This is a genomic window from Seohaeicola sp. 4SK31 (genome assembly GCF_028802875.1).
Lineage (GTDB): Bacteria > Pseudomonadota > Alphaproteobacteria > Rhodobacterales > Rhodobacteraceae > Seohaeicola.
In genome coordinates this window covers 94,680-120,670 of record NZ_JARAMP010000014.1, presented here as the reverse complement: position 1 = coordinate 120,670, position 25,991 = coordinate 94,680, and the positions used below count along the sequence as shown (strand labels likewise).

Genomic DNA, 25,991 nt, shown 5'->3' with positions numbered 1-25,991 from the left:
CCCTCCGCTCGACCCTTCATCATGATAGGCACGCGGAGACGCTGCAAACAACAGATTGAGGTGCTCCCCATTCCTTGGGCAGTATCTGGCGCTTTTTAAGCTCTGATTTGCTCCTGCTGATCGGGTTGGGTTGCTTCGATTTGCAGTGAGTAGACCACTGCTGGTGGTCGGCCGCCAAGGGCTTTGTGCGTGCTGCGGTGCAGCCTTGCCAGACCGGTCATTCGCGTGTGGTGCAGCACTCTCGTAGGGTGGATGGTGTCAAAGCGAACAAAGGGTTAAGTCGCTGCGATTACGCGTAGGTCCGTAACAAGGCGTAGTCCCAAATGGGCGGGTGGGGTTCCCACGGCGCAGCCTCCACGGGCCGGGTCTCGCACAAGAAAGGGCATTGCAGCGACATGTTCGCCACCGACGAAAAAGGCGGGGCAACGGTCGGCGTCTATACCTTCTGCGGTGCCGGCATAGCAGTCTTGTGTCCATTCCCAGACGCTGCCGTCCAGATCGGCGATCCCATCGGGCGAGGTCGAGAAACTGCCCTGTTGTTGCAGCAGGCGCGGGGCCAGACCTTCGGTCAGGTAGCTTGACGCCCATGTCAGGGCGGGGTCGGTGAAGAGCGGAGCGGGTTTTTCAGGCAGCACCGCGGCCGCCAAAGCATCCCATTCCGCCAGGGTCGGCAGGCGGAAGGCATGGCCGGTGTTGCGGTTGATCCACGCGATATAATCCTGCGCGTCCAGATAGCTGAGGCCGGTGGCCGGTGTCGTGGCCGGGTCAAGATGGGCAGGTGCGCGCAGGTTCAATTGGCAGGCGTTCTGTGCAGCACAACGGTTCCATTCGGCGATCGTCACCTCATGGCGTTGCACGAAGATCGCGTGGCCATCCGCCATGATCACGGGCTGGTCGGTCATGTCGGGCAGAAAAGCAGGATCGGGGCCGCGCGTAGCAAGCACGGCCCCAAGGATGGCCACCGATACCAGACCCAGAGACGCAAGACGCAGCGATGTTCTGCGAGAGTGCGAAGGGCGGGTAGCGGCGTTCATCTGGTTTCCTTTCAGGTCAGACTTGCAGGGCCAACGGTCCGATCACGTTGCAAAGCTGCGCGGTGCCACGACCTGTTCCATCAGGGTATTGTCCCAATCGCCATGCACGATGAAATGCGCGGTCGCGCCCAACAGGGCCGCTTCGATCAGGTTGTGGTTCACATAAGCGTAAACCCCCGGCTGCTCGAACGTATACATCGCCGCCACTGCTGTGCCCCCGCGCACGAACCATGTCTCAAGCCCGGTCAGGGGGGCATCGCTGAAGGATGTCTCCCAGACATAGTTGCCATGACCGCCGATCAGGTGGGGCCGCGTGTCGCGGTTGGCCTGATTGTGGATCATCAACACGGTCTCGCCGACGTTGAAATGCATCGCCTTGTCGCCTGTGATTGCCCCGACTGCGCCGTTGAACACGCAATGTGTGGGGGTCAGGGTCCGCATCGCATCAAGGCTGTCGGCATAGTCGTCGCCTGCTGTGCTGTAGGATCTGTAATCGCCGTTTTCGTCTTTCGGCAGGTAGTAGTCCTGCTCGCCGATATAGGCGATCTTGTCGTATGTCAGAGGGTTGCCGTCCCGGTCCTTGAGGCCGTCGCGCGGCAGCACCATGACCGCGCCGTTCATGCCATGGGTGACGTGATAGGGGATCATCGCCCCGCCCGGCGCGCAGTGATAGGTGAAGCAGCCCGGTTTCGTCGCCTTCCATCGCAGCACGCATTCCTCGCCAGGATAGACATGAGTCAGGCCACCGCCACCCAAGGCACCCGTTGCGGCGTGGAAGTCGATATTGTGCTCCATCATGCTGCTTGCCGGGTTGCGCAGGGTCACTTCGACCATGTCGCCCTCGTGGCAGATGATCAGCGGGCCGGGGACCGAGCCGTTGAAGGTCAGCGCCCAGATGCTGGCGCCGGTGTCTTCGTCCACGACCATCAGACGCTCGGTTGTTTCCAGAAGGACTTCGATGATCTTGGGGCCGCCCGTGGCGATCTGCTCATGTGCGGGGGCATAGGGCGGGGCCACCATCTCTTGGCGGACGCGGGTATAGCCGGACAGATCGGCGGGCTTGGCAGTAGATTCGATCGCCGGATTGGCCGAGGCTTTGTAAAGCTTGGCCGAGGTGCGATTGGCAATGTCCATCTTGGGTGCGCGGGGCACGGCCATGGCGCTGGCCCCGGTCAGGGCGGCGGCACCGGCCAGCACCGACCCGCGCAAGACGTTGCGGCGGCTGGTCTTCAAGGTTCCGGGGTTGAGGAAAGTGGTCATGGTGTCCTCCATGAGGCTGAGAGAGGTGGCGGGCGTCATGCCCGCGCACCGAAAATCGTGGGTCAGAGGTTCGACATCTGCGCGTCGAACCGTTCCTTGGCCTTCTTGGGCACGCGCCCCTCAAAGTAACTGGCGGGGGCGGCATCCACGTCACCGACTTCGATCGTCATGACCATGCCCATCGCGTAATGCGGCTTGCAGATCACGCCATAGAGGCCGTCCACGTCGAAGGTGTATTCCACCTGCTGGTTGATCTTGCCTTCAAAGCCTGCGGCCCCTTCGGGCATCATCTCGCTGAGTGTTTCCGCGTTATGGCTTTTGTCGGTGGGCAGGAAGACGACGGTGTCGCCGGGGGCGATTTTCAGGAACGCAGGTTCGAACACCATGCGCTCGCCGTCAGCGCCCTTGTTGAGCATTTTGACCTCATGGGTTTCAGCAAAAGCGGCCCCTCCGAGTACGACCGAGAGAACGAGGGCGGAGGCGAATGTCTTGAACATCATCTTATCCTTTCGTGTTGCGTTGGGATTGATGATAGAGGTTTCGAGCGCCCGAACATTGTTGGGGCACAACAAAAACAGCCTGTTTTTCTTGATCTGAATCAAGAACCGCAGAAACCGGCAGTCGAGGATGGCCCGATGAAATACGCCAGACGTCCCAAGCCACAGCTTCGTCTGGACGAGAGTTTGCTGACGCATCTGCCACCCTTTTCGCAGCTCGACACCCGCCAGATCCGCGAAATCCTGGATCAGGCCAGTGCGCGCCGCTATGACATCGGCACCGCGATTTTCGAGGAAGGCCATGAGGCGGAGCGGTTTTTCATGCTGCTGGACGGCTATATCCGGGTGGTGCGGATCTCGCCGCAAGGCGAGCAGGTGATCGCGCTGCATATTCCCAGCGGGCAGTTGTTCGGCATTGCAAAGGCGCTGGGGCGCGACACCTATCCCGCGACGGCGATCACGGCGGCAGAGGCGCTGGCCCTGTCTTGGCCGACACGGCTCTGGGATCAGTTCGTGGCCGATTACCCCGGTTTCGCGACCGAGACCTATAAGACCGTGGGCCACCGGATCGGCGAGATGAATACCCGGATCATGGAGATGGCCACGCTGCAGGTGGAGCAACGGGTGGCTAATGCGCTGCTGCGCCTGATCAACCAGACGGGGCGCAAGGTGGCGGATGGGATCGAGATTGATTTTCCGATCACCCGTCAAGATTTGTCGGAGATGACCGGGACCACGCTGCATACCGTCAGCCGGATGCTGAGCGCGTGGGAAAAGCAGGGGTTGGTCGCAAGCCAGCGCAAGCGGATCACGGTTTGCGATCCGCATCAGCTTGTCCTTATTTCATCTGCAACGGTGTGATCGCCACCGTCAGCTCGCGGTAGAACCTGTCCACATCCAGACCGTATTCGGCGCAAGCGTCCAGGACCGTGTGGAATGGGCCGACCAGACAGCCGACGCACATCATCCTGTGATGGATGAAAACCGGGATGGTTTCAGGCCATCGCTCCATGAGGTCCTGGAGCGGCAGATCCGGATCATCGAGACGTTCTGCTTTCATATTGTCCTCGCTTCCTTGGAGCCAGTTTAGCCAAGGAACCGCGCCAAACGTTGTTCTGGCGCAAACTGCGATCCGTTCGGCGCGTTAGAACCAGTGGCATCCACCTTTCAACGGAGGCCGCGAGATGGCTGAATTCCTTACGAAATCGCGGGCGCGCAACATCTTCTACGGGGGCTCGATCTTTTTTGTCGTGATCTTCGTTGGGATGACCGTCCATTCACATAAATACGTGGTCGAAGTGTCCACGGCCGGAATGCCGCTGAGCGATGCAGTCATTCGCGGCAAACATGTTTGGGAAGAGAACTCCTGCATCAACTGTCACAGCCTGCATGGCGAGGGCGCCTATTTCGCGCCCGAGCTTGGCAATGTGATGACCCGCTGGGGTGTGCAGGATTACCCCGAGGATGCGTTCGAAACCCTCAAAGGCTGGATCGAAAGCCAGCCCAGCGGCATTGAGGGCCGCCGTCAGATGCCACGCTATGAGCTGACCGACGAAGATATTCGCGGCCTCGCGGAGTTCCTGCGTTGGGCCGACCAGACAGACACGCAGGGCTGGCCGCCCAATGACGCCGGCTGAAGGAGCAAACAAATGAAATACCAATCTCAAAAAGTGGCCTACTGGTACTTTCTGGCGGCGATGGCGCTGTTCGGCATTCAGGTGCTGGGCGGGCTGCTGGCGGGCTGGATCTATGTCTCGCCGAATTTCCTGTCGGAGATCCTGCCCTTTAACGTGATCCGCATGATCCATACCAACGCGCTGATCGTCTGGCTGCTGCTGGGCTTTTTCGGAGCGGCCTATTTTCTGGTTCCCGAGGAATCGGAACGCGAAGTATGGTCGCCGAAGCTGGCCTATCTCCAGTTGATCATCCTTGTGGTGGGCACGCTGGGGGCTGTCGGTTCATATCTTGTGGGCATCCACGGCGGGCGGGAGTTTCTGGAGCAACCCTTGTGGGTCAAGTTCGGCATCCTTGTCGCGGCGCTGATCTTCCTGCTCAACATCTCGATGACCGTGCTGGCGGGCAAAAAGACCGCGATTACCAATGTGCTGCTGATGGGCATGTGGCTGCTGTCGCTGCTGTGGATCTTTGCCTTCATCAACCCGGACAACCTGTCACTGGACAAGATGTATTGGTGGTTCGTCGTCCACCTGTGGGTGGAGGCGACTTGGGAGTTGGTGATGGCGGCGATCCTTGCCTTTCTGCTGCTAAAGCTGACGGGTGTGGACCGCGAGGTAGTCGAGAAATGGCTGTACGTCATCGTCGCCACGGCGCTGTTCTCTGGTATCCTCGGGACCGGGCACCATTTCTACTGGATCGGTCTGCCGGGCTATTGGCAGTGGATCGGGTCGATCTTTTCGACCTTCGAGGTGATCCCCTTCTTCCTGATGATGTCCTTTGCCTTCGTCATGGTGTGGAAGGGGCGCAGGAACCATCCCAACAAGGCCGCACTTCTGTGGTCGTTGGGATCGTCCACCGTCGCCTTCTTCGGAGCGGGTGTCTGGGGCTTTCTGCATACTCTGCACGGTGTGAACTTCTACAGCCACGGCACGCAGATCACCGCCGCGCACGGGCACCTTGCCTTCTACGGGGCCTATGTCGCGCTGAACCTTGCGATCTTCACCTATGCCATGCCGATGCTGCGGGAACGCGCGCCCTATAATCAGGTGCTGAACATGGCGTCCTTCTGGCTGATGACCGGGGGTATGGCCTTCATGACCTTCGTGCTGACCTTCGCGGGCACGATCCAGACGCATATGCAACGCGTCGTGGGCGACTATTACATGGAGGTGCAGGAAAGTCTGTCGATCTTCTATCTCATGCGGTTCGGCGCGGGTGCGGCGGTCGTGATCGGGGCCTTGCTCTTCATCTATTCCTTGCTGGTGGTCCGCCAGACCGAGGTGATCGCGCCCGGACCTGCAAACCCTGTTCCGGGAGAATGACCGATGAATATCGCAACAACTCCCACTCTACCCTTCTACCAAGCAACTGGGCGCGAATGCGCCTTGTTCGAGACCGCTTATTCCAATGGTTTGCCCCTTCTTTTGAAGGGGCCGACCGGCTGCGGCAAGACGCGCTTTGTCGAATATATGGCGGCGCGTCTGGGCAAACCGCTTTACACCGTTGCCTGTCATGACGATCTGTCCGCCGCCGACCTGATCGGGCGCTATCTGCTGAAGGGTGGTGAGACTGTCTGGGTCGACGGCCCTCTGACCCGCGCGGTGCGCGAGGGGGGGATCTGCTATCTCGACGAGGTGGTGGAGGCGCGCAAGGATGTGACCGTGGTCTTGCATCCGCTGACCGACACGCGCCGCACCCTGATGATCGACCGGACGGGTGAGGAACTCGTCGCGCCCAAGGGCTTCATGCTGGTGGCCAGCTACAACCCCGGATATCAGAACGTGCTCAAACGGATGAAACCCTCGACCCGGCAGCGGTTCTTGTCGGTGTCGTTCGACTTCCCCGATCCCCAGACAGAAATGGTGGTCGTGGCCCGCGAAAGCGGGTTAGACGCCGCGCGCGTGGCGCCCTTGGTACGACTGGCGGGGCATATCCGCAAACTCTCCGGCATGGATCTGGAGGAAGGCGTCTCGACCCGGCTGCTGATCTATGCGGCCACCTTGATGGCGCATGGCATGGGGGTCGACCAGGCGCTGGACGCCGCGATCATCGACCCGCTGACCGACGAGCCGGATGTTCAGCAAGCGCTGCGCGATCTGGCCGCCACGATCTACGGATAAGGATCATGCATCTTCTTGATTTGATGGAACCGGAAGAGACAGTCGGCAATCTATGGCATGACATGGCCAGCCGGATCGGTGCCGAGGTCACCTATCCCGACGCCGCAGTCACGCTGGTATCGGTGCGGCAAAGCCTTGCCGTACTGTTCCGGGCGATGGGCGGTGCGGCGGGTGTGGAACTGGCCGAGGTCGCGCCCACGCTGGCGCGGCATCGCCGGCCGTTGCGCCGCAGGTTGGGGGCCGAGCGGGACCGCGAATGGGTGGCGAGCTTTGACGGGGAAAGGCTGTGCCTGCCGCCCTTCATCGCGGCCTTTCCCGATTCAACCCTCAACCGGTCGGCCTATTTCTGGCTGACCGCGATGGCAGCCAGGGGTGACACCCATCCGGCGGAATTGCCGGATGCGGGGCCGGGATGGGACTGCGCCCAGATCCGCGCCAATGCTGCTGCGTCAGACGCGGTTTATGCAGCCTGCCCTGGTCTGCGCACGCGCTATGCGGCGATGGCAGCCGCGTGTCTGGCGGCGCGGCCCGAGGTGTTCCGCCCACCCCATGAGGCGCGGCTGGAGCAGGCGATCCGCGATCAGCTTGGCGGCCACGCCCTCTCCGTGACCGCCGCGCCGGAGGTGAGAGGCCATATGCCCTTCGCCCCTCTGCCGATCTGGTTGCGCTTCGTGCGCCCGGGCGCAGGTGCGGCGGCAGGTGAGGAACAGGATGACCACACCGCCCGCACCCCAGATGCGGTACAGACGACCAGCCGCAAAATTGGGCAACGCAAGGATCAGGACCAACACAACCGCAAGGACAGTTTCATCATCCACCGCTTTGAATCGATCCTGTCATGGGTCGAGTCGCTGAACATCAACCGCAGCATCGTCGATGACGACGACGAGAATGCCCAGAAAGCCGCCGAGGATCAGGACGAGATCGTCCTGTCGAAACAAGACCGCAAGACCGCGACCCGGCTGCGGCTGCATCTGGACCTGTCGCCCTCGGACGCGGATCACGAGGCGCTGGCGGGGGTGCATACCTATCCCGAATGGAACCATCGGTCCCGCAGCTATATGCCGGATCATTGCCGCGTGCTTGAGGTGGACGCCTGCCCCGATGGCGCGCCTTTCGTGCCGGATGCCCGCCGGATGCGCGAGGTGCGCCGCCAATTCGAGGCGTTGCGCCCGCGCCGGGTGCTGCAACCGCGCCAGATTGACGGGCCGGAGCTTGATCTGGACGCGCTGCTGACGGCGCGGGCGGATCAAGCCGCGACCGGGCGCGGATCCGACCGCATCTGGCAATCAAGCCGCCAGATCGAGCGTGACCTGTCGGTGGCCTTTTTGATCGACACATCGCGGTCGACCGAGGCCGCGATCGGCGACACCTGCGTGATCGACGTGGCGCGCGAGGCAATGGCGGCGCTGGCCTGCGGGATCGACGCGGCGGGCGACCGTCTGGGGGTATGGGGATTCTCCTCGCTGCGCCGGGACCGGGTATTCCTGACGCGGTGCAAGGGTTTCAAGGACCCGATGTCACCCGGTATCATCGCCAATATAGGCGCGTTGAAACCGGGGCACTACACGCGCCTTGGCGCCGCGATCCGCCATGTCAGTGCGCAACTGGCCGAGGAGCCGAGCCTGCGCAAGCTGCTGATTGTGCTGACCGATGGCAAACCCAACGATCTGGACCATTACGAGGGCCAGCACGGCATCGAGGACAGCCACAAGGCCGTGCGCGAGGCCCGCATTAGCGGCCAGAGCCTGCATGGCATCATCATCGACGCCGACGGGCAGGACTGGTTCGCCCGCATCTTCGGGCGGGGTGGCTTCACCCTTCTGCCTGACCCCGAGCGCCTGACGCGGGCGCTTCCCGATATCTATCGCACCCTCTCACAGGAGAATTGACATGCGAACTCTGACATCCCTCTGCGCCATCATGATGGCCGCCCCCGTCTTTGCGGAAAGCTTCGACCGCCCCATCCCGCAGGCGCAATCGGCCACGGCGGAGCTGTGGTTCGCCATCGGCAGCCTTGCCATGATCGCGGCCTTGGCATTCGTGCAATGGCTGGTAGCCAGACGATGACGCGCGCTGGGTGGTCTACGGCGCGGATCGCCATGGCGCTTTACCCGCTCGGGGCCGGGGCGGCGGCGGTGAACGTGTTTTTCGCCTCGCTTATCTTTAGTTGGATTGGGGGGCCGGTCACCTCGACCGGCTGGTCAATCGGCTTGGGTTGCCTCATCGGTGCCCCAGCCACATGGTATTTCGCGCGCCATATCCGGCATCTGATGGATGTCGCGGACGCGGGCGAAGAAGAGCAGACAGGTGCCTGAAAGGGCGCAATCCTCGGCAGAGAAGATACGCCTGCAACAGGGGCCTGCGCTTTTTTGCTCGGGATGCGAGGGGCGCTCCGCTTTGGCGCAGCTTGGATGGTCAGGGGCAAGGAACTTGCAACCGCTCAATCCACCCTTCGACGACACAAAACCCGCATCGCAAGAAAAAGCGACATGCATCCTCGGAAATGCGCAGGTGGCGCGGGAATAGGTCAGACGATCTGGCATATGCTGATCGAAGGCAGCGGCGATCATCCGCGTCAGGGACCGGCCTTCCGGAACAATCTTCAAGCGATGACTATCCCAGGTCACAAACGGACTGAACTTCTCGGCGATATCTTCAAAAGCGGATATCAAGATTCCGGCTCGTGGACCGAATTCCAACTCCAAAACAGATAGATCAAGCTGGAAGTTAACATCAGAAGCTCAATGGCCCGGGCGCGCAGGGTGTCGTCTTCCGACAAAGCACACCCTCGCGATCCTGCAGATTCGCCTGCCCCAATGCGCTGGATATAAGCCGCCGTGGCTGGGCCGTTCTGAACATAGCCGGCAGGGAAGCGGGAAATTGACCACGCGCCGAGCCCGATCAACGTTGGGCACGTGTCAGCCGTATATCCTTGAAAATTGCGCCGCAGCCGACCGGTGTGAAAGGCAACGTCCAAAGCATCACCGGACCGGGCAGAATGGTGAATTTCAATGGGCGTCAGCCCGGCATCGACAAATAGGGGCGCCGCCAAGGTCGCGAAAGTGAAACGTGCGTTGTCATCCGGTAGCGCAGGTTTGTCGATCAGCTTCTGCCGTTTTGATACCCATGGCACATGCGCATAGCCAAACAAGGCAATGCGATCCGGCGTAAAGCTGAGACCCTTGGAAATCGTATCATCGATCCGGTCTGCTGTTTGGTGCGGTTCGCAAAACCACCATAGAGACCTGAGATCCGGTTATGGCCACCTGCTGCGCAATTTTGGAGGCTGCGCAGGCGCCCATAACCCTCAACAGCGCGTTATTCCCAACATGCTATGGCGCGGAGTTCATTGCAAAGAAGGTGCGCGCCTGGATCGGCGCGGTGGGAACCAAGACGGCCTTCATCGCACCGGGTTCACCCTGGGAAAACGGCTACTGCGAGAGCTTCAACGCACGGTTCCGAGACGAACTTTTGAATGGTGAGGTCTTCTACAGCCTGCGTGAGGCCCAGATCCTCATCGAGAAATGGCGTTGCCACTACAATACGGTCAGGCCGCACAGCGCATTCGGATACCGTCCACCAGCGCGCGAACGTGTCGTCCCGATAGTCCAGCGGCCTACCATGCATTAACATTCAAACTGGACCACTCGATGGGGGCAGACCAACCGTCGCACTTCGGCAGTATCCTGCCACCTGCAAGCGCCTCAAGGAACGTGGTCCAATGTTTCGGGTTTCCTCTTCACCCCGCCCAGAGTCACTGGGCTGAGTAAAGGAGACGCTACTATGAACACGACCATGAAATCCCTTGTTGCCGTTCTTATGGCAACGACATTCTCCACAGCTGCAATTGCCCAGACGGCCACTGTCGGCGGTGACGCAGGTGTCAGCGTCGGCGGCACCGCAGACGCTAATGCGGGTGCTGATGTGTCCGCAAATGCTTCTGGAAATGCTGCGGCCTCCGGGCAGAACAATGGCAATTCGAATGCCGGAAATCAGACCTATGGGCAACTGATCTCCGGGCTGCAGACCGGCGAGGTCTCCGCCGAGATGTTGTCCGGTGTCGACGCGCAGACGGACACGACCATCGTTCTGATGTCTGACCTGAAAGGTGAGGCGGCTGAAAATGCCAGCGCTCTCGAGAATGCGCTGAGCAAACAGGAGGAGAACATCTCGGACTTGCGCGCAAGCATTGAAGCAAATGCCGCTTTGACGGAAATGCTGGAAGCCGAAGGCTATTCAGTGGATCAGGTTGTTGCTGTGAACTCCAGCACCTCGGGTGAGGTCACATTGGTGGTGGACGACACTATCTGAGACGACTGAGGCATAGTCTTGCACGCTTGCGTCAAGATGATCTGACGCCACGCTGCCTGTGCAGCGTGGCGTTCCTTCTTGGATCTGGCCTGTCTTCAGGCGTCTGCACCCTGAGCAGTATAGCCTTCGTCCGCGACATCCTCGGCAGTGTCACTGCCTGAAGTATCCCCGGTGGTTTCATCTTCGGTGGATGTGTCATCGGTCTCTGACGCGACATCATCCGCTTCGGCATCGTCTGCGTCCTCAGCCACGCCCTTGTCGCCGTCAGACATGCCGCGGGAACCGCCCCCCCAGGCGCCGACCTGCCCGTTCGGAGCCTCGCCCGCGTTCCCGACGCCCTTGCCGTTGCCGGGGTTTCCGGCGACACCGCTATCGCTGGAGGTGCCGGCCGCAGCGCCACCGTTACCACCCCCACCGCCACCGTTGCCACCGCCATTGCCGCCACCACCACCATTGCCGCCGCCGCCTCCGCCGCCGCCACCGCCGCCGGCTTTTGCGTGCACAGGATCAACAGACAGATCGAAACCACCGATCGCCAACGGAACGGCCAATGCCGTCGACGTCACCAGAGTCAATGCGAGCTTCTTGAGTGTGTTCATGTGTCGTATCCTCCTTGGATGAGGCCCAAGGTAAAGTGTCATTAAGAAAATTTTGAGGCGGGCATCCGGGTGGGCCCGATTTTGCGTTCTGGCTATCCGTGCATCTGACCTGACACGGGCTCTTTCATGACTTTGCCGTCTCCGATACCGGAAATGGCCTGGATCAGATTGTCCTCGGTCACTTCGTCCGAGGTGAATTCGCGCATCACGCGCCCCGCGAACATGGCGATGATCCGGTCAGACACATGCAGCACTTCGGGCATTTCCGAACTGATGACGATCACTGCATAGCCCTGCGCGGCCAGAGCGCGGATCAGGTTGTGGATCTCGGATTTCGAGCCGACATCAATCCCGCGCGTGGGTTCGTCCACGATCAGGACCTGCGGGCGCATCGACAGCCATTTGCCGATCACGATCTTCTGCTGGTTGCCACCCGAGAGGTTTCCGACGATCTGGCGCCAGCCCGGTGTCCGGATATCCAGCTTGTCGCGATACTGATCGAAGATCGCGATCTCCGCGCCATCGCTGACAAAGGGGCCGGCGGTCAGATCATCCACCTGCGGCAAGGTCATGTTGTCCCGGCAGTTCATGCCCAGCACGAGGCCCTGGTTCTTGCGGTCCTCCGGGACCAGGGAAATGCCGTGACGGATGGCGTCGATCGGCGAGGAGATCCGCACCGCTTCACCGTTGAGAAGGATCTGACCCGCCGACGGGGTCCGCAGCCCGAACAGGGTTTCGGCGATCTCTGTCCGCCCTGCCCCGACAAGACCGTAGAAGCCCAGAACCTCACCTTGGCGCAGGGCGAAACTGACGTCCTGAAACAGCGCGCCACAGCCGAGTCCGCGCACCTCGAGCGCCACATCGCCCAGCGCGTGATGGCTGGTATTGCGGGACAGGTCGAGGCTGCGCCCGATCATCAGTTGCGTCACCTCATCCTCGTTGGTCTGGGATGTGGTGAGCGTGCCGCGATACTGACCGTCGCGCAGGACGGTGATGCGGTCCGTGATCCTGAAGATCTCCTCCATCCGGTGCGAGATATAGATGATCCCCACCCCCTTGGCCTGAAGGTCGGCAATCACCTTGAACAGCACAACCTTTTCGGCATCGGTCAGCGAGGCTGTCGGCTCGTCGAAAATCACGGCGCGCGGGTCCACCGTCAGGGCGCGGCCGATCTCGACCATTTGCTGATTGGCAATCGACAGGTCACCGACGCGCGTTCTGGCGTCAAAGCCCACATTCAGGGTGTTCAGGATCGCGTCCGTATCGGCATCGAGCTTTTGCCAGTCCACCCGGCCAAAGCGTTTCAAGGGCAGTTCGCCCAGAAAGATATTCTCGGCCACGCTCAGTTCATCCGCCAGGCTGAGTTCCTGATGGATGAAAACCACCCCTTTGGCCTTGGCCTGCATGGGAGAAGTCATGACCGTAGGCTCTTCGCCGATCAGGATCTGGCCCTCGTCCGGTTGGTGAATACCGCCCAGAACCTTCATCAGCGTGGATTTTCCTGCGCCATTCTCGCCCATCAGGGCATGCACCTCGCCGGGCAGGACGCTGAAGGACACATCGTCCAACGCGCGGACGCCGGGGAAGGTCTTGACGATGCCTTCCAGCCGCAGAACAGGGATGATCCCGGTCATATCTTCAACTCCTCCTTGCCCTTGCGGTTCAACTGGCGGTCCAGCAACAGCACGGCGATCAGGATCAGGCCGATCACCAGATTGACGGTTTCGGTGGCCGCCCCGATATGGCCCAGACCCTTGCGCAGCAGCTGGATCGCGATGACGCCGCCAAGGGTCGAGATGATCGAGCCATAACCGCCGGTCAGTTTGGTGCCACCCAGAACGACCGCCGTGATGGCCCAAAGCTCGAACAGCATCCCGTCATTGGGGTTGACCGAGCCGCTTTCGGAATAGAACACAACCGCGGACAAGGCGGCCAGAAAGCCGATCAGGACGAAGTTCCACATCATGTGTGGCCCGACCCGTATGCCTGCATTCACCGCCGCTTCACGGTTGTTGCCGATCGCATAGGCGTTCCGGCCATGCACGGTCCGGGTCATCATCAGCCACAGCGCCAGCGCCGTGAGCAGCAGGAACCATGTGGCGGTATGCAGGCCCAGAAACTGCGCCTCGGCAAAGTCCACCAGAGTCCAGTTCAGATGGCTTGTCGGCTGCTCGCCATTGATCATGAAGACCAGCCCGCGATAGCCCAGCATGGAGCCCAGCGTGACGATGAAGGCATCGACGCCCGTTTTCCACACGATCAGCCCGTTGATCGCGCCCAGAACGGCGCCCGTCAGCAGCGCCAGCCCCCAGGCCAGCGGGATGGCCCAGTCGCCCATCGCCTGAAGGGCGGGCCATGTCATGCTGTCCAAGAGCACGATGGCCGACAGCGCATAGGTGGCCCCGACGCTCAGGTCGATATTGCCGTTGATCATGATGATCGTCATGCCCAGCGCGATGATCCCGATCGGGGCGGATTGCTTGAGCAACAGCAGCATGTTGTCGAAATCCATGAACGCTTTGTCCGAGACCGACAGATACTCACCAGCAATCGAAAAGAACGCCAGTTCGACCAGGATGAAGGCCCAGATCGCCCCGTGTTTCAGGGCATCCCTGTAGCGTGCGCGTGTCATCTGCTGCTCTCCTTCACGCGGTGGGGGACCACAGACGGCCCCGCTTCGCTGCGACGTCCAGCCAGACGGCCAGGATGATGATCCCCCAGGTCACGACATACTGGACATAGAAGGCCAGCCCCATCAGCAGCAGTCCATTCTGGATAAAGCCAAGGATCAGAACGCCGATCACGGTCTTGAAGATCGTGCCGGACCCGCCCATCAGCGACGCACCGCCCAGAATGACGGCGGCCAGCACCTGAAGTTCCATCCCCTGCCCGACCGTGTTCTGGCTGCCAAGGCTGCGGCTGGCCTGCAACAGCCCCGCCACCGCCACGCAGAAGGCCGACAGCACATAGGTCAGGAACACGATGCGCGCACGCGGAATGCCCGAGAACGTTGCGGCCTGCCCGTTGCCCCCCACGGCATAGACCTTGCGCCCGAAGGGGGTTCGGGCCAGCACGATGCCCAGAATGATGGCGAGACCCAAGAAGATCAGGATGGGCACCGGCACGCCCAGAATCCGGCCCTGCCCGAAGACCGAGAACCAGGTTCCCGCCTTGTCCGCGATATCCATGTTCTTGCCCCCTGACCAAGTCAGGGTCAGCCCGTGGATCGCCGACAGCATGCCCAAAGTCACGATCAGCGAATTCAGCTTCATGTATCCGACCAGAAACCCGATGAAGGCCCCCAGCGCCATGGTCATGGCGAACATGGCGGGTATGGCCAGCGCGGGGCCAAGCTTGTCATGCAGGTCCAGCACCACGATGGTCGAAAAGGACATCATCGACCCGACCGACAGATCGAAATTACCGCCGATCACGACGAAGGTGACCCCCAGCGCCATCACACCCAGAATGGCGGATGACCGGATCACGCCGGATATGTTGTCGATGGCGATGAAGCGCTGATTGGCCAGCGCAAAGCCGATCATGAAGATCGCGAAGGCAATCAGGATGCCTTGTTTCGCAAGGATACTGCCGATCCCCTGTTTCGTCATTCCTGCCATGTCATTCTCCCCCCTCGGTGCCGGTCTTGGCCGCTACACCAGAGTCATTCCTCCGTCGATCATGATGATCTGCCCGGTCATGTAGTCACTGTCCCGCGACGCAAGAAAGGTCGTTGTTCCGGTGATATCGGCGGGTTTGGCCACGCGTCCACGCAGGATCTGGGCCGAGAACTCCTCCATCGCCTGACCGGGACGCGTCGCCGCGCCTATCCCCATCAGGTCCTGATCGACCTGTTCCCACATTTCTGTAGCGACCACGCCGGGGGCAAAACCCGTCACCGTGATGTCATGCTTGGCCAGATCGCGCGCACCCGACTGGGTCAGCGAGACCACGGCCCATTTGCTGGCGCAATAGGGGGCCACATTGTCAAAGCCTTGACGGCTGGCCACGCTGGCGGTGTTGACGATCTTGCCGCCGCCGCCCTGCTCAATCATCTGACGGGCCGCTTCCTGCATGCCGATCATGCACCCCAGCCCGTTGATTCCCATGATGAAATTCCAGTTCTCCTCGGTCACGTCGAGGAAGTTCATCGGCTTGTTGACGCCCGCATTGTTGAACATCACATCCAGCCTGCCAAAGGTGGATACCGTATGCGCGATCATCTGGCGCACCTGCGCCCGGTCGGTCACATCGACGGCGGCATGCGTCACCTGCGCCCCGCCCGCTGCGGCCCGCGCGGCATTTGCCTTGGCAACGGCGGCCACCTTGTCGGCGTTGATATCGGCAAAACAGACATGCGCGCCCTCGTCCAGCAGCGCTTCGCCGATGGCGCGGCCGATCCCCTGAGCAGCGCCGGTCACTATACAGCAACGTCCCGCAACACGTGACATCCTGTTCCTCCGTAGATTCGCAAAGTTCTGAAAAGGGGGAAACGCGCGGGGCATCACAGCCCCACGCATCCCGGGAGGAGATCAGAAGACGGGTTTGGTGAACTCGTCCATGTTGTCCTGGGTGATCTTGGGCGTATCGAAGTAATTCAGGAACGGCAGTTCCTCGCCGTTCAGGATGTCGATCGCGGTCTTGAGTGCGGCTTCGGCATCGTCCACCGGCGACTGGTAGATCGAGCCCCAGTAATCGCCCGCAGCCATCGCATCATAGCCAACGGCGAAATTGGTGGCACCCACGAAGATGATCCCCTCGCGTCCCGCCGCCTTGGCCGCATTCAGCGCGCCCACGCCCATGTTGTCGTCGCCCGCGTAGACGCCGTCGATATCGTCGTATTTGACAAGGAAGGCTTCCATCACCTGCTGCGATTTCTCGCGGTTCCAGTCGCCGGGCTGCGTTTCCACCAGCGTCACATTGGGGCACACCTCGGGCAGGCGGTCGTCAAAGCCCTTTTGCCGTTCAATCGCGGTGGTATAGCCGGGCTGGCCAGAGATCTGCACCACGCGGGCCTCGGCCTCGATGCCCATGTCCTTGAACTTGTCGCACATGATCTCGGCGGCGCGGGCGCCTTGCGTGATGTTGTCCGGCCCCGAGAAGGAGGCGACGAAGTCAAAGCCCTGCTCGGCGATGTTCGAATTGGTCACGATCACGGGAATACCGGCATTATGCGCCTTGCGGACGGCGGGGATCACGGCCTCGCCATTGGTGGGCCAGATGATGATGGCATCAACTTCCTGCTGGATCAGGTCCTCCATCTGCGCGATCTGGCGGGCCACATCGCCGCCAGCATCCAGGACCACGGCCTCAACATCGGGATTGGCTTCGGCGGCGGCGATGAACGCACGTTCATAGGTCGTCTGATAGCTGTCCACGCCGACATTGTTCTGCGTGATGCCGATCGTCATGGTCTCGGCGGCGGCTGCGGTTGCGAACATGGCTGTCGTGCAGACCAGCGCGGCCTTCAGTGTAACTTTCATTCTCTGGTTCCTCCCATCAATTATCTTGTCACGTTTGCAGGCGACCTCCCAGCCTTCGGTGTCTCGAACCGACGCAAACGCCCCCTTATCCAGCGTGATTCCCCCAGGTATTGACGCCTCGTTTTTATCCATTTTGGACTTTCCAATATCCAAATTGGATTTTTTTGCGATACTGACTGGATATCAAAATGGTCAGCCTGAGAGGGGAACTGAATGAACGGCAAGCGACGCGGCGCAAGCGCCCCCGTCCGGTTAGGCAAGATGCAACACGGCATGACAGGAAATGATCGTTATGGACAATTCGTGCCCTCCGGGGCCGCGAACCTGTCCACAATGGCCACCAGTCCCGAACTGGAGCGCGTGGTGCAATTCCTGTTCGACCTGTCGGTCGAACTGGACAGCACCATCGACCCGAACACGCCCAACCCGCATCTGAACATGATCCTGCACCTGCTGCGCAACCACGCCGAGGGGCGGATGGTCTCGCCCTCGGCGATGGTTTCGGCCGCTGGCGTGCCCTATGCGACAGCCACCCGCAAACTGGCCGAGATCCAGGAGGCGGGTCTGGTCGAGCGGCGGCCCCGCACACGCAGCGGCAAGTCGTTCTCCCTGCATCCCAGCCCCGGCCTTCTGGACAGCTTCAACCAGATGGCGGACCGGATCGACCGGCTGATCCGCAGTTCTTTTGGCGGTCTGGAGACAGGCTCTGACACCGAGGACTATTACTTCGGCGGGTCCTATCAGCCCGGTCAGGCGACCATCGCCCCGCCAAGTGCCCTGCCGCAGCCGCTCAAGCTGCCGGGCGGATTGCGTATTCTGGTGCATGGCGATCCGACCTTCATGGTCATGGAAGGGTTGAAGCGCCAGTTCGAACAGATCGTGGGCACTGATATTCACCAGCGCGCCTTTTCGATCGACCGTCTGTATGAAGAGGCGTTGCGCAATGCCGAGCGTCCCAAAAGCCGCTACGATCTGATCGCCGTTGACCTGCCCTGGGTCGGTGAATTCGCGGACAGAGGTGTGATCCGCCCGCTGGACGAGGTCATGGATGTCTCGCGGCTTGATCCGGCCGATTTCCACACCGCAGGCTGGCGGGCCGCGCATTGGGGCGGCAGGCCTTACGGTGTGCCCAGCCAGACGACGCCCGAACTGATGTTCTACCGCAAGGATCTGTTCGCTGCCGAAGGTCTGGAACCGCCCACCACCACCGCGGCGGTGATCGCGGCGGCACGCCATTTCCACAATCCCCGGCGGGGGCGCTATGGCGTGGCGTGGAACGCTGCGCGCGGCACCGCGCTGGGACACACGTTCATGATGACCTGCGCGGCCTTTGGTCAGCCGATCATCGACATTCCCGAAATTGCGGGCGGCTATGACGCCGATCGTCTGGCAGGTCAGACATTCCGGCCCATGCTGGACACGGACCGCGCACATGCGGCAGCGGATTACCTGATGGAGCTGCTGAAATTCTCGCCCCCCGACATCCTGTCGATGTCCTGGTTCGAGCGGGTCCGGCCCTATGGTGCCGGGCATGTGGCGATGGCCTACGGCTATACCCTGCTGGCCCCCTATTTCGAGCTGGATGAAGGCTGCCCCGCCCATGGCAACACGGGCTATCTGCCGCATCCGCATGGGCCAGAGGGCGCGCCGATTGCACCGGTGGGCGGCTACGTCCTGTGCATTCCGTCCAATCTGGCCGAGGAACGGCTGGATGACGCGGTCGAGGCACTTGTCGCCTTCACCTCGCCCGGCGCACAGAAACTTTATGCCCAGAACGGCAGCCGCACGGCACCGCGCTATTCCGTGGGGGCCGATCCCGAGGTGCGGCGTCTGTCGCCGATCTTCGAATTGGTCGATCAGATGTCATGGCGCGACGAGCTGCAATTCTGGCCGCGCCCGCCGATTCCGCAGATTTCGGACATCATCCGCCTGTGCGGGCTGGAACTGCACGACATGCTGCGCGGGATTGTCACCCCGCGCGAGGCTTTGGCGCGGGTGCAGGCGCGCGCCGAAGAGATTTTACGACACAAGGTCACTTAGGGAGGACACCATGGACCCGAACCGCCTCAAGGGTAAGAACATCCTGATCACCGGTGCCGCGCGCGGCATGGGTGCTGCCAATGCGGAAGCCTTTGCCAGTCAGGGCGCCAATGTCTGCATCGGCGATCTGGATCTGGACGAGGCGCAGACCGTCGCCGCAAGGATCAACGCCGCAGGCAACGGCAAGGCCATTGCGGTGCGGATGGACGTGACCCAGCGCGCGGACAATGCCGCCGCCGTCGCCGCCACGGTCGAGGCCTTCGGGTCGATCAATGTGGGCCTGTTCAATGCGGGCCTGAACAAACCCCGGTTCTTCATGGATATCGACGAGGACAACTGGGACATGATCATGAACGTCAACACCAAGGCCATGTGGCTGGGCATGCAGGAAACCGCGCGCCAGATGATCGCCCAAGGACCGATGGAGGGGCATACCTACAAGCTGATCAACGTGGGCTCCATCGCGTCGCGCAAGCCTTTGGTGGATGTGACGGTCTATTGCACGTCGAAATACGGCTGTCTGGCGCTGACCCATTGCGGGGCCATCGGACTGGCCGAACATAACATCACCGTCAACGGCTATGCACCCGGCGTGGTCGTCACCCCGCTGTGGGAGCAGCTGGACAAGGATCTGGTCGAGATCGGGTTCAAGGAACGCGAAGGTCAGGCCTATGACGACATCGTGCGCGACGCGCTTCAGATCAAACGCGTGTCCTATCCGCGCGATATCGTCGGCACGGCGTCTTTCCTGGCCAGCGACGACAGCGACTACATGACCGGCCAGATGATCCACATCGATGGCGGCTGGTGCATCCAGTAAGCCACTAAACCACTGAAAAACTAACATAAAGAGGTGCGGCATCCCCGCATCTGGAGGAGGAACTTATGTCACGCGCCCTGATGCCGAACCTGCTGACGCCGCAAGATCTGGAACCCAACTGGGAATGGCGCGAACGCCTGCCCGCCTGGGGCCATACCACAGTGGATTTCGAACGCCGCATCGATCACGACCGCCTGCGCCGCTATCGTCTGGCCCGCACGCGGCAGGCGTTGCAGGCCTCGAACGCGGGCACGCTCTTGCTGTTTGATGTCAACAACATCCGCTATGTATCTGCGACCAAGATCGGCGAATGGGAGCGGGACAAGATGTGCCGCTTCTGCCTGCTGACGGGCGATGACAGCCCCTATGTCTGGGATTTCGGCTCGGCGGCGATGCATCACAAGCGGCATGCCGATTGGCTGGAACCCGATCATTGCTTGGCCGGTGTCGTCGGGATGCGCGGCACGATCCCGCCCGAATTCGGCCTGATGCAGAAATACGCCAAGCAGATTGCCGGGCTGATCCGCGATGCGGGCATGGCCGATATGCCGGTGGGTGTGGATTACGCCGAAACGGCGATGTTCCACGCCCTGCGCGAGGAAGGGATCAACGTCGTCGATGGCCAGCAGATCATGCTGGCCGCGCGCGAGATCAAGAACTGGGACGAGATCCAGCTTCTGACGCAGGCGGCCGCCATGGTCGATGGCGTCTATCACATGATCTATGAAGAGCTGAAACCCGGTGTGCGCGAGAATGACATTGTCGCCCTGTCCAACAAGATGCTCTACGAGATGGGCTCGGACGATGTCGAGGCGATCAACGCCATTTCCGGCGAACGCTGCAATCCGCATCCGCATAACTTCACCGACCGGCTGATCCGGCCGGGCGATCAGGCCTTCTTCGACATCCTGCAAAGCTATCAGGGGTACCGGACCTGCTACTACCGGACCTTCAACGTGGGCCGTGCGACGCCGTCGCAAACGGATGCCTATACCAAGGCACGCGAATGGATCGACGCCTCGATCGCGATGATCAAGCCGGGTGTCACCACGGACAAGGTCGCCGCCGTCTGGCCGACCGCCGAAAGCCTTGGCTTTGCCAATGAGGATCAGGCCTTTGGCCTGCAATTCGGGCATGGCTTGGGCCTTGCGCTGCACGAACGGCCCATCATCAGCCGCGCGATCAGCATGGATCACCCGATGGAGATCAAGACCGGCATGGTCTTTGCGCTGGAAACCTACTGCCCCGCCACGGATGGCTATTCCGCCGCAAGGATCGAGGAAGAGGTGGTCGTGACCGAAACCGGCTGCGAGGTGATCAGCCTCTTCCCTGCGGAAGAACTGCCGATTGCCAACCGCTACTGACAGGACCCGGCCCGGCGCAGGCCGCCGGGTCACTTCCCGCAAAGGATATTGCCATGAGCCCCGCCAAACAGACCAATTCCGCAGATTACCTGCGCATGTATCGCCAGATGGTCCGCATCCGCACGTTCGAGGATAACGCGAACCAGCTTTACCTGTCGGCCAAGATGCCTGGCCTGACGCATATGTATTCCGGCGAGGAAGCCGTGGCCGTAGGCATCTGCGAGGCGCTGACGGATGATGACCGCATCACCTCGACCCATCGTGGGCATGGGCATTGCGTGGCCAAAGGGGCCGATTTCAAACAGATGTTCTGCGAATTGCTGGGCAAGGCCGAAGGCTATTGCCGGGGCAAGGGTGGGTCGATGCATATCGCCGACCAAAGCCATGGCAATCTGGGGGCCAATGCCATCGTCGGCGGGTCCATGGGGATCGCCACCGGTTCGGCCCTGCGCGCCAAGCTGATGGGGCAGGATGATGTGACCGTCTGTTTCTTCGGCGACGGGGCCACGGCGCAGGGCCTGCTTTATGAGGTGATGAACATGGCGGCGCTCTGGAAACTGCCCGTGATCTATGCCTGCGAAAACAACGGCTATTCCGAATATACCAAGACCGAGGAAATCGCCGCAGGTTCCATCACCGCGCGGGCCGAGGCCTTCGGGATCGAAGCGCATCGGATCGACGGTCAGGATGTTCTGGCCGTGAACGAGCTGACCCAGAAACTGGTCGCACGTTGCCGCAAGGGCGAGGGTCCGTTCTTCATCGAGTTGGAAACCTACCGCTATCATGGCCACCATGTCGGCGACATCAACCGCGCCTATTACCGCTCCAAGGACGAGGAGAAGGACTGGAAGGAAAATCGCGATCCGATCATCCGCTTCCGGTCATGGCTGGTCGAACAGGGCATCGCCTCCGAGGAGGAGATCGAGGCGATGAATGCGGAAGTTGAAAAGGATGCCGCCGAGGCCGTCGCCTATGCCGAAGCCGCCCCCTATCCCGATGTGTCCGAAGTGGACATGCATGTTTACGCCGCCTGAGGAGAGCCTATCATGAGAGAGATCACCCTATCCCAGGCCGTGAACGAGGCCATCGCCGAAGAAATGCGCCGCGATCCGACGGTTTTCCTGCTGGGCGAGGATGTGGCCGAAGCGGGCACCCCCTTCAAGGTGCTGTCCGGTCTGGTCGAGGAGTTCGGCACGCAGCGCGTCATCGACACGCCGATTTCGGAACCCGGTTTCATGGGGCTGGCCGTCGGGGCCGCGATGACGGGGGCCCGCCCCATCGTCGATCTGATGTTCGGCGATTTCATCTTTCTGGTGATGGATCAGTTGTGCAATCAGGCCGCCAAGATCCATTACATGTCCGGCGGCAAGCTGAACGTGCCTTTGGTCTTGCGCACCAATATGGGCGCCACCCGCCGCTCGGCCGCGCAGCATTCGCAATCCTTGCAGGCGTTGGTGGCCCATATTCCGGGGCTGAAGGTGGCCATGCCATCTTCGGCCTATGAGGCCAAGGGCCTGATGAAGACCGCGATCCGCGACAACAACCCGGTCGTGATCTTCGAAGACAAACTGATGTATCAGGACAAGGCACCCGTGCCCGAGGAGGAGTATCTCATCCCCTTCGGCGTCGCCAATATCAAGCGCGAGGGGACGGATATCACCCTGATCGCCACATCCTCGATGGTGCAAGTGGCGGAAAAGGCGGCGGAACTGCTGGCTGCCGAGGGCATTTCAGCCGAGGTGATCGACCCGCGCACCATCGTGCCGCTGGACGAGGCGACGCTGCTTGAAAGCGTGCGCAAGACCAGCCGCGCCATCGTCATTGACGAAGGGCATCAAAGCTATGGGATCACCGCCGAAATCGCGAGCCGCCTGAACGAGAAGGCGTTCTATCACCTCGATGCGCCGGTCCTGCGGATGGGGGCGATGGATGTGCCCGTCCCCTTCTCGCCCGCGCTGGAGGATGTCACCGTGCCCACGCCGGAAGGTGTCGCCGCCAATGCCCGCAAGCTTTGCGCGGGGGAGCTGATCCATGCCGCATGATGTGACAATGCCCCAGCTTGGCATGGCGCAGGATGCGGGCAAGATCGTGGCCTGGCTCAAGGCGGCGGGCGATCCCGTGGCCAAGGGCGATGCCCTGTTCGAGGTGGAAACCGACAAGGCCACGATGGAGGTCGAGGCGCAGGCGAGCGGCTTCCTGACCGGGATCACCGCCGCCGAGGGCGAGGATGTGCCTGTGGGTGCTGTCATTGCCCGCATCTCGGACAGTGCCGAAGACGACAGCCCCGCGCCTGCCCCTACCCCTGCCTCTGTTTCAGCCCCCGCGCCTGACCATGCGGATGATCTGCCCAAGGGTCAGCCCGTCACCATGCCCCAGCTTGGCATGGCGCAGGACAGCGGCCTTCTGGTCAGCTGGACCAAGGACCTGGGCGACAAGGTCGCCGCCGACGACATCCTGTTCGAGGTCGAGACCGACAAAAGCACGATGGAAGTGCCCGCAGGCATGGATGGCTATCTGGCCGCCACCCTGGCCGAACCGGGCGAGGATGTGCCGGTGGGGGCCACCCTCGCCATCATCAGCGCAGACAAACCCGCCACCACCACCGCGCGCCGCGCCAATTCCACCCCCGCGCCAAGCGCAGCGAAAGCCCCCCCTGCACCCGCCGCGACGCCGCCCGCAAGGGCGAAGGAGCAGCCCGCGCCAAAGCAGCCACCGATGCAAAGCCCGACAGGCCGTATCCTTGCCTCGCCCAAGGTGCGGCGTCTGGCGCTTGAGCGGGGGCTGGACCTGCACCGCCTTGTGGAAGCGGGCCATCCACAGCCGTTTCATGTACGTGATCTTGATGTTCTGGCAAATCTGCCAGCCAGGATACCCGCCACAGCCACAGTGACTGCCGCCCCGATCCGCCTGACAGCCGAGATCGCAACAGACGGTTTCACCGCCTTCGCTGAATGGGCGGCGGCCTCCCATGGCCTGACCGATCGGGACGCCGTGCTGGCTGGACTGGCCGGGGCAAGCCTGTCGCAGCCCGGCACCATCGCCATCGAGCGTCATGGACACTCACGCGGTTTTGCCATCCCGCCCGACCGGGCGTTGTCGGCCATCACCCGCAGCGATGACAGCCCCGACCTTATCCTGCGCGATCTGCGCGACACGGCCTTGCGGTCGGTTGCGGCGGGGGCCGGGGACGCGCCTGTGATCACGGTGATGTCCGGCCACGTGGGCCTGATCCTCACGCTGGAATGCAGCGCCGACCAGATGCCCGCGCCCGCCGCCATCGCCCTACTTTCCGCATTCGCAGGACGGATGGAGCAACCGCTTCGCCACCTGCTCTGACCCCCGGGGGACCGACATGGATTACACCGATCTCTATATCAACGGCACATGGCACAAGACGGCTGAGCGTTTTGACGTCATCAACCCCGCGACCGAACAGGTCATCGCCTCGGTCGCATCGGCCGATATCGCGGATGCGGATGCCGCGCTGGACGCGGCAGAGGCGGCGATGAAGGACTGGGCCGCGCAGACACCGCGTCACCGCTCCGAAGTGCTGCGCCGCGCATGGGAGTTGATGACGGCCAAGCTGGATCACTTCGCCCATCTGATCACGCTGGAAAACGGCAAGGCCGGGGCGGATGCGCGCGGCGAGGCGGCCTATGCCGCCGAATTCTTCCGCTGGTTCGCGGAAGAGGCCGTGCGTGCCGACGGTCTGATCACCCATGCCCCCGCCAGCGGTGCCCGGATCATGGTGCAGCACAAACCCGCCGGGCTGGCCGTGCTGATCACGCCCTGGAACTATCCCGCCGCGATGGGCACGCGCAAAATTGCGCCCGCTTTGGCTGCGGGTTGCGGGGTGATCATCAAACCCGCGTCCGAGACGCCGCTGACCATGCTGGCGCTGATGCCGCTGTTGGAGGAAGCAGGCGTGCCGCCCGGACTGGTCAACGTGCTGCCCTCGCGCAAGACAGGCGCGTTGGTCGATCACATGCTGCATGATCCGCGCGTGCGCGTCGTCAGCTTCACGGGTTCAACCGGCGTGGGCCGCAAGCTGCTGAAATCAGCCGCCGATCAGGTCTTGAAACCGGCCATGGAACTGGGCGGCAACGCCCCTGTGATCGTGTTCGAAGATGCCGATATGGACACCGCCATCGAGGGCACGATGCTGGCCAAGATGCGCAATCTGGGCGAGGCTTGCACCGCCGCGAACCGAATCTATGTGCACGAGGGCATTGCGGCAGATTTCACCAAACGCCTGACCGCGCGCATGTCCGCCCTCAAGGTGGGCGACGGCACCGATCCCTCCGTCGATGTGGGTCCCTTGGTCAATGCCGACACCCGCGACAAGGTCGCCGCCTTCGTGGCCGATGCCGTGGCCAAGGGGGCACGCGTCGAATGTGGCGGCACCGTGTTCGATGGTCCGGGCTTCTTCTACCCGCCCACGGTCCTGTCCAACGTGTCCGAGGACGCAGACTGCGTGCATGACGAGATTTTCGGCCCCGTCGCCGCAATCCAGACCTTTACGGATCAGGCCGAGGTGATCACCCGCGCCAATGCCACCGAATATGGGTTGGTCGCCTATGTCTTTTCGGGTGATTTCAAACGCGCGCTACAGGTCTGCGAAAAGCTGGATTACGGCATGGTCGGCCTGAACCGGGGGCTGGTCAGCGACCCCGCCGCCCCGTTCGGTGGCACCAAGCAATCCGGCCTTGGTCGTGAAGGCGGGCATGAAGGCATGCTTGAATTCATGGAAACGCAATACATTGCGGCAAGCTGGTAAGGGGGA

The 25,991-nt window shown here is 61.8% G+C and carries 26 protein-coding genes and 1 pseudogene; 16 read left to right on the top strand and 11 right to left on the bottom strand.

The window, feature by feature from the left end; translation table 11 throughout:
- Window positions 1-275: 275 nt before the first annotated feature.
- The 3 genes from PVW27_RS13310 to PVW27_RS13300 all read right to left on the bottom strand — a co-directional run bounded on the left by PVW27_RS13310 (window position 276) and on the right by PVW27_RS13300 (window position 2,794).
- Window positions 276-1,034, bottom strand: coding sequence for a formylglycine-generating enzyme family protein (locus PVW27_RS13310; protein WP_274558446.1), 759 nt, complete (start codon window positions 1,032-1,034; stop codon window positions 276-278).
- A 42-nt stretch (window positions 1,035-1,076) separates the two neighbouring features.
- Entirely contained in the window at window positions 1,077-2,294 is a 1,218-nt protein-coding gene (gene nirK / locus PVW27_RS13305) for a copper-containing nitrite reductase (RefSeq protein ID WP_274558444.1), read from the bottom strand.
- A 62-nt stretch (window positions 2,295-2,356) separates the two neighbouring features.
- Window positions 2,357-2,794, bottom strand: a complete 438-nt coding sequence (locus PVW27_RS13300) for a pseudoazurin (protein ID WP_338019957.1) — start codon at window positions 2,792-2,794, stop codon at window positions 2,357-2,359.
- A 135-nt stretch (window positions 2,795-2,929) separates the two neighbouring features.
- On the opposite strand from PVW27_RS13300, the gene PVW27_RS13295 reads away from it, so the two are divergent.
- The gene (locus PVW27_RS13295) at window positions 2,930-3,652 is read left to right on the top strand and encodes a Crp/Fnr family transcriptional regulator (RefSeq protein ID WP_274558443.1); all 723 of its coding nucleotides are present in this window, start codon (window positions 2,930-2,932) and stop codon (window positions 3,650-3,652) included.
- Here PVW27_RS13295 and PVW27_RS13290 read toward each other — a convergent pair.
- Complete coding sequence (locus tag PVW27_RS13290) at window positions 3,630-3,851, bottom strand: DUF1858 domain-containing protein (protein ID WP_274558441.1); 222 nt, start codon at window positions 3,849-3,851, stop codon at window positions 3,630-3,632. The genes PVW27_RS13295 and PVW27_RS13290 overlap by 23 nt on opposite strands.
- A 124-nt stretch (window positions 3,852-3,975) precedes the next feature.
- Between PVW27_RS13290 and PVW27_RS13285 the strand changes: the two genes are divergently transcribed.
- From PVW27_RS13285 to PVW27_RS13260, 6 genes are read left to right on the top strand one after another with little or no spacing between them, the layout of a single operon-like run.
- Window positions 3,976-4,428: a c-type cytochrome gene (locus tag PVW27_RS13285; protein WP_274558439.1), complete on the top strand. Its 453-nt coding sequence runs from the start codon at window positions 3,976-3,978 to the stop codon at window positions 4,426-4,428.
- A 12-nt stretch (window positions 4,429-4,440) separates the two neighbouring features.
- Window positions 4,441-5,790: a cbb3-type cytochrome c oxidase subunit I gene (locus PVW27_RS13280; protein WP_274558437.1), complete on the top strand. Its 1,350-nt coding sequence runs from the start codon at window positions 4,441-4,443 to the stop codon at window positions 5,788-5,790.
- A gap of 3 nt (window positions 5,791-5,793) precedes the next feature.
- Window positions 5,794-6,588, top strand: a complete 795-nt coding sequence (locus PVW27_RS13275; protein ID WP_274558435.1) for a CbbQ/NirQ/NorQ/GpvN family protein — start codon at window positions 5,794-5,796, stop codon at window positions 6,586-6,588.
- Between the two features lie 5 nt (window positions 6,589-6,593).
- The gene (locus tag PVW27_RS13270; protein WP_274558433.1) at window positions 6,594-8,480 is read left to right on the top strand and encodes a nitric oxide reductase activation protein NorD; all 1,887 of its coding nucleotides are present in this window, start codon (window positions 6,594-6,596) and stop codon (window positions 8,478-8,480) included.
- Between the two features lies 1 nt (window position 8,481).
- Window positions 8,482-8,658 carry a protein NnrT gene (locus tag PVW27_RS13265; protein WP_274558429.1) on the top strand — a complete coding sequence of 59 codons (177 nt, stop codon included), beginning with the start codon at window positions 8,482-8,484 and terminating at the stop codon, window positions 8,656-8,658.
- The gene (locus tag PVW27_RS13260; RefSeq protein WP_274558428.1) at window positions 8,655-8,906 is read left to right on the top strand and encodes an NnrT protein; all 252 of its coding nucleotides are present in this window, start codon (window positions 8,655-8,657) and stop codon (window positions 8,904-8,906) included. The genes PVW27_RS13265 and PVW27_RS13260 overlap by 4 nt, the downstream gene beginning before the upstream one ends.
- 353 nt (window positions 8,907-9,259) lie before the next feature.
- On the opposite strand, the gene PVW27_RS13255 is transcribed toward PVW27_RS13260, so the two are convergent.
- Window positions 9,260-9,742 carry a hypothetical protein gene (locus tag PVW27_RS13255; RefSeq protein WP_274558426.1) on the bottom strand — a complete coding sequence of 161 codons (483 nt, stop codon included), beginning with the start codon at window positions 9,740-9,742 and terminating at the stop codon, window positions 9,260-9,262.
- A gap of 185 nt (window positions 9,743-9,927) precedes the next feature.
- Here PVW27_RS13255 and PVW27_RS13250 point away from each other — a divergent pair.
- Both PVW27_RS13250 and PVW27_RS13245 read left to right on the top strand, forming a co-directional pair.
- Window positions 9,928-10,221 (top strand): annotated as a pseudogene (locus tag PVW27_RS13250) (integrase core domain-containing protein); the annotation flags it as partial.
- 153 nt (window positions 10,222-10,374) lie between these two features.
- The gene (locus PVW27_RS13245; RefSeq protein ID WP_274558424.1) at window positions 10,375-10,902 is read left to right on the top strand and encodes a nicotinate phosphoribosyltransferase; all 528 of its coding nucleotides are present in this window, start codon (window positions 10,375-10,377) and stop codon (window positions 10,900-10,902) included.
- 95 nt (window positions 10,903-10,997) lie between these two features.
- Here the strand turns inward: PVW27_RS13245 and PVW27_RS13240 are convergent, their stop codons facing one another.
- The 6 genes from PVW27_RS13240 to PVW27_RS13215 form a co-directional block, all read right to left on the bottom strand.
- The gene (locus PVW27_RS13240; RefSeq protein WP_274558422.1) at window positions 10,998-11,501 is read right to left on the bottom strand and encodes a hypothetical protein; all 504 of its coding nucleotides are present in this window, start codon (window positions 11,499-11,501) and stop codon (window positions 10,998-11,000) included.
- Between the two features lie 92 nt (window positions 11,502-11,593).
- Window positions 11,594-13,135, bottom strand: coding sequence for a sugar ABC transporter ATP-binding protein (locus PVW27_RS13235; protein ID WP_274558420.1), 1,542 nt, complete (start codon window positions 13,133-13,135; stop codon window positions 11,594-11,596).
- Entirely contained in the window at window positions 13,132-14,133 is a 1,002-nt protein-coding gene (locus PVW27_RS13230; RefSeq protein WP_274558418.1) for an ABC transporter permease, read from the bottom strand. The genes PVW27_RS13235 and PVW27_RS13230 overlap by 4 nt, the downstream gene beginning before the upstream one ends.
- A gap of 13 nt (window positions 14,134-14,146) precedes the next feature.
- The gene (locus PVW27_RS13225; RefSeq protein WP_274558417.1) at window positions 14,147-15,121 is read right to left on the bottom strand and encodes an ABC transporter permease; all 975 of its coding nucleotides are present in this window, start codon (window positions 15,119-15,121) and stop codon (window positions 14,147-14,149) included.
- Between the two features lie 33 nt (window positions 15,122-15,154).
- Window positions 15,155-15,952 carry an SDR family oxidoreductase gene (locus PVW27_RS13220; RefSeq protein ID WP_274558415.1) on the bottom strand — a complete coding sequence of 266 codons (798 nt, stop codon included), beginning with the start codon at window positions 15,950-15,952 and terminating at the stop codon, window positions 15,155-15,157.
- An 81-nt stretch (window positions 15,953-16,033) separates the two neighbouring features.
- A complete protein-coding gene (locus PVW27_RS13215) occupies window positions 16,034-16,984 on the bottom strand; it encodes a sugar ABC transporter substrate-binding protein (RefSeq protein ID WP_274558413.1) in 951 nt (316 codons plus the stop codon).
- Window positions 16,985-17,257: 273 nt separating this feature from the next.
- Between PVW27_RS13215 and PVW27_RS13210 the strand changes: the two genes are divergently transcribed.
- The 7 genes from PVW27_RS13210 to PVW27_RS13180 all read left to right on the top strand — a co-directional run bounded on the left by PVW27_RS13210 (window position 17,258) and on the right by PVW27_RS13180 (window position 25,985).
- Entirely contained in the window at window positions 17,258-19,024 is a 1,767-nt protein-coding gene (locus PVW27_RS13210; RefSeq protein ID WP_274558412.1) for an extracellular solute-binding protein, read from the top strand.
- A gap of 10 nt (window positions 19,025-19,034) precedes the next feature.
- Window positions 19,035-19,844: an SDR family NAD(P)-dependent oxidoreductase gene (locus PVW27_RS13205; RefSeq protein WP_274558410.1), complete on the top strand. Its 810-nt coding sequence runs from the start codon at window positions 19,035-19,037 to the stop codon at window positions 19,842-19,844.
- A gap of 65 nt (window positions 19,845-19,909) precedes the next feature.
- Complete coding sequence (locus PVW27_RS13200) at window positions 19,910-21,208, top strand: M24 family metallopeptidase (RefSeq protein ID WP_274558408.1); 1,299 nt, start codon at window positions 19,910-19,912, stop codon at window positions 21,206-21,208.
- Window positions 21,209-21,261: 53 nt separating this feature from the next.
- Window positions 21,262-22,242 (top strand): thiamine pyrophosphate-dependent dehydrogenase E1 component subunit alpha, encoded by a 981-nt coding sequence (locus PVW27_RS13195; RefSeq protein WP_274558406.1) that lies wholly within the window; start codon window positions 21,262-21,264, stop codon window positions 22,240-22,242.
- Window positions 22,243-22,254: 12 nt separating this feature from the next.
- A complete protein-coding gene (locus PVW27_RS13190; RefSeq protein WP_274558404.1) occupies window positions 22,255-23,250 on the top strand; it encodes an alpha-ketoacid dehydrogenase subunit beta in 996 nt (331 codons plus the stop codon).
- Complete coding sequence (locus tag PVW27_RS13185) at window positions 23,240-24,544, top strand: biotin/lipoyl-containing protein (protein ID WP_274558402.1); 1,305 nt, start codon at window positions 23,240-23,242, stop codon at window positions 24,542-24,544. Before PVW27_RS13190 ends, PVW27_RS13185 begins: the two co-directional genes overlap by 11 nt.
- 16 nt (window positions 24,545-24,560) lie before the next feature.
- Window positions 24,561-25,985 carry an NAD-dependent succinate-semialdehyde dehydrogenase gene (locus tag PVW27_RS13180; RefSeq protein WP_274558400.1) on the top strand — a complete coding sequence of 475 codons (1,425 nt, stop codon included), beginning with the start codon at window positions 24,561-24,563 and terminating at the stop codon, window positions 25,983-25,985.
- Window positions 25,986-25,991 lie beyond the last annotated feature (6 nt).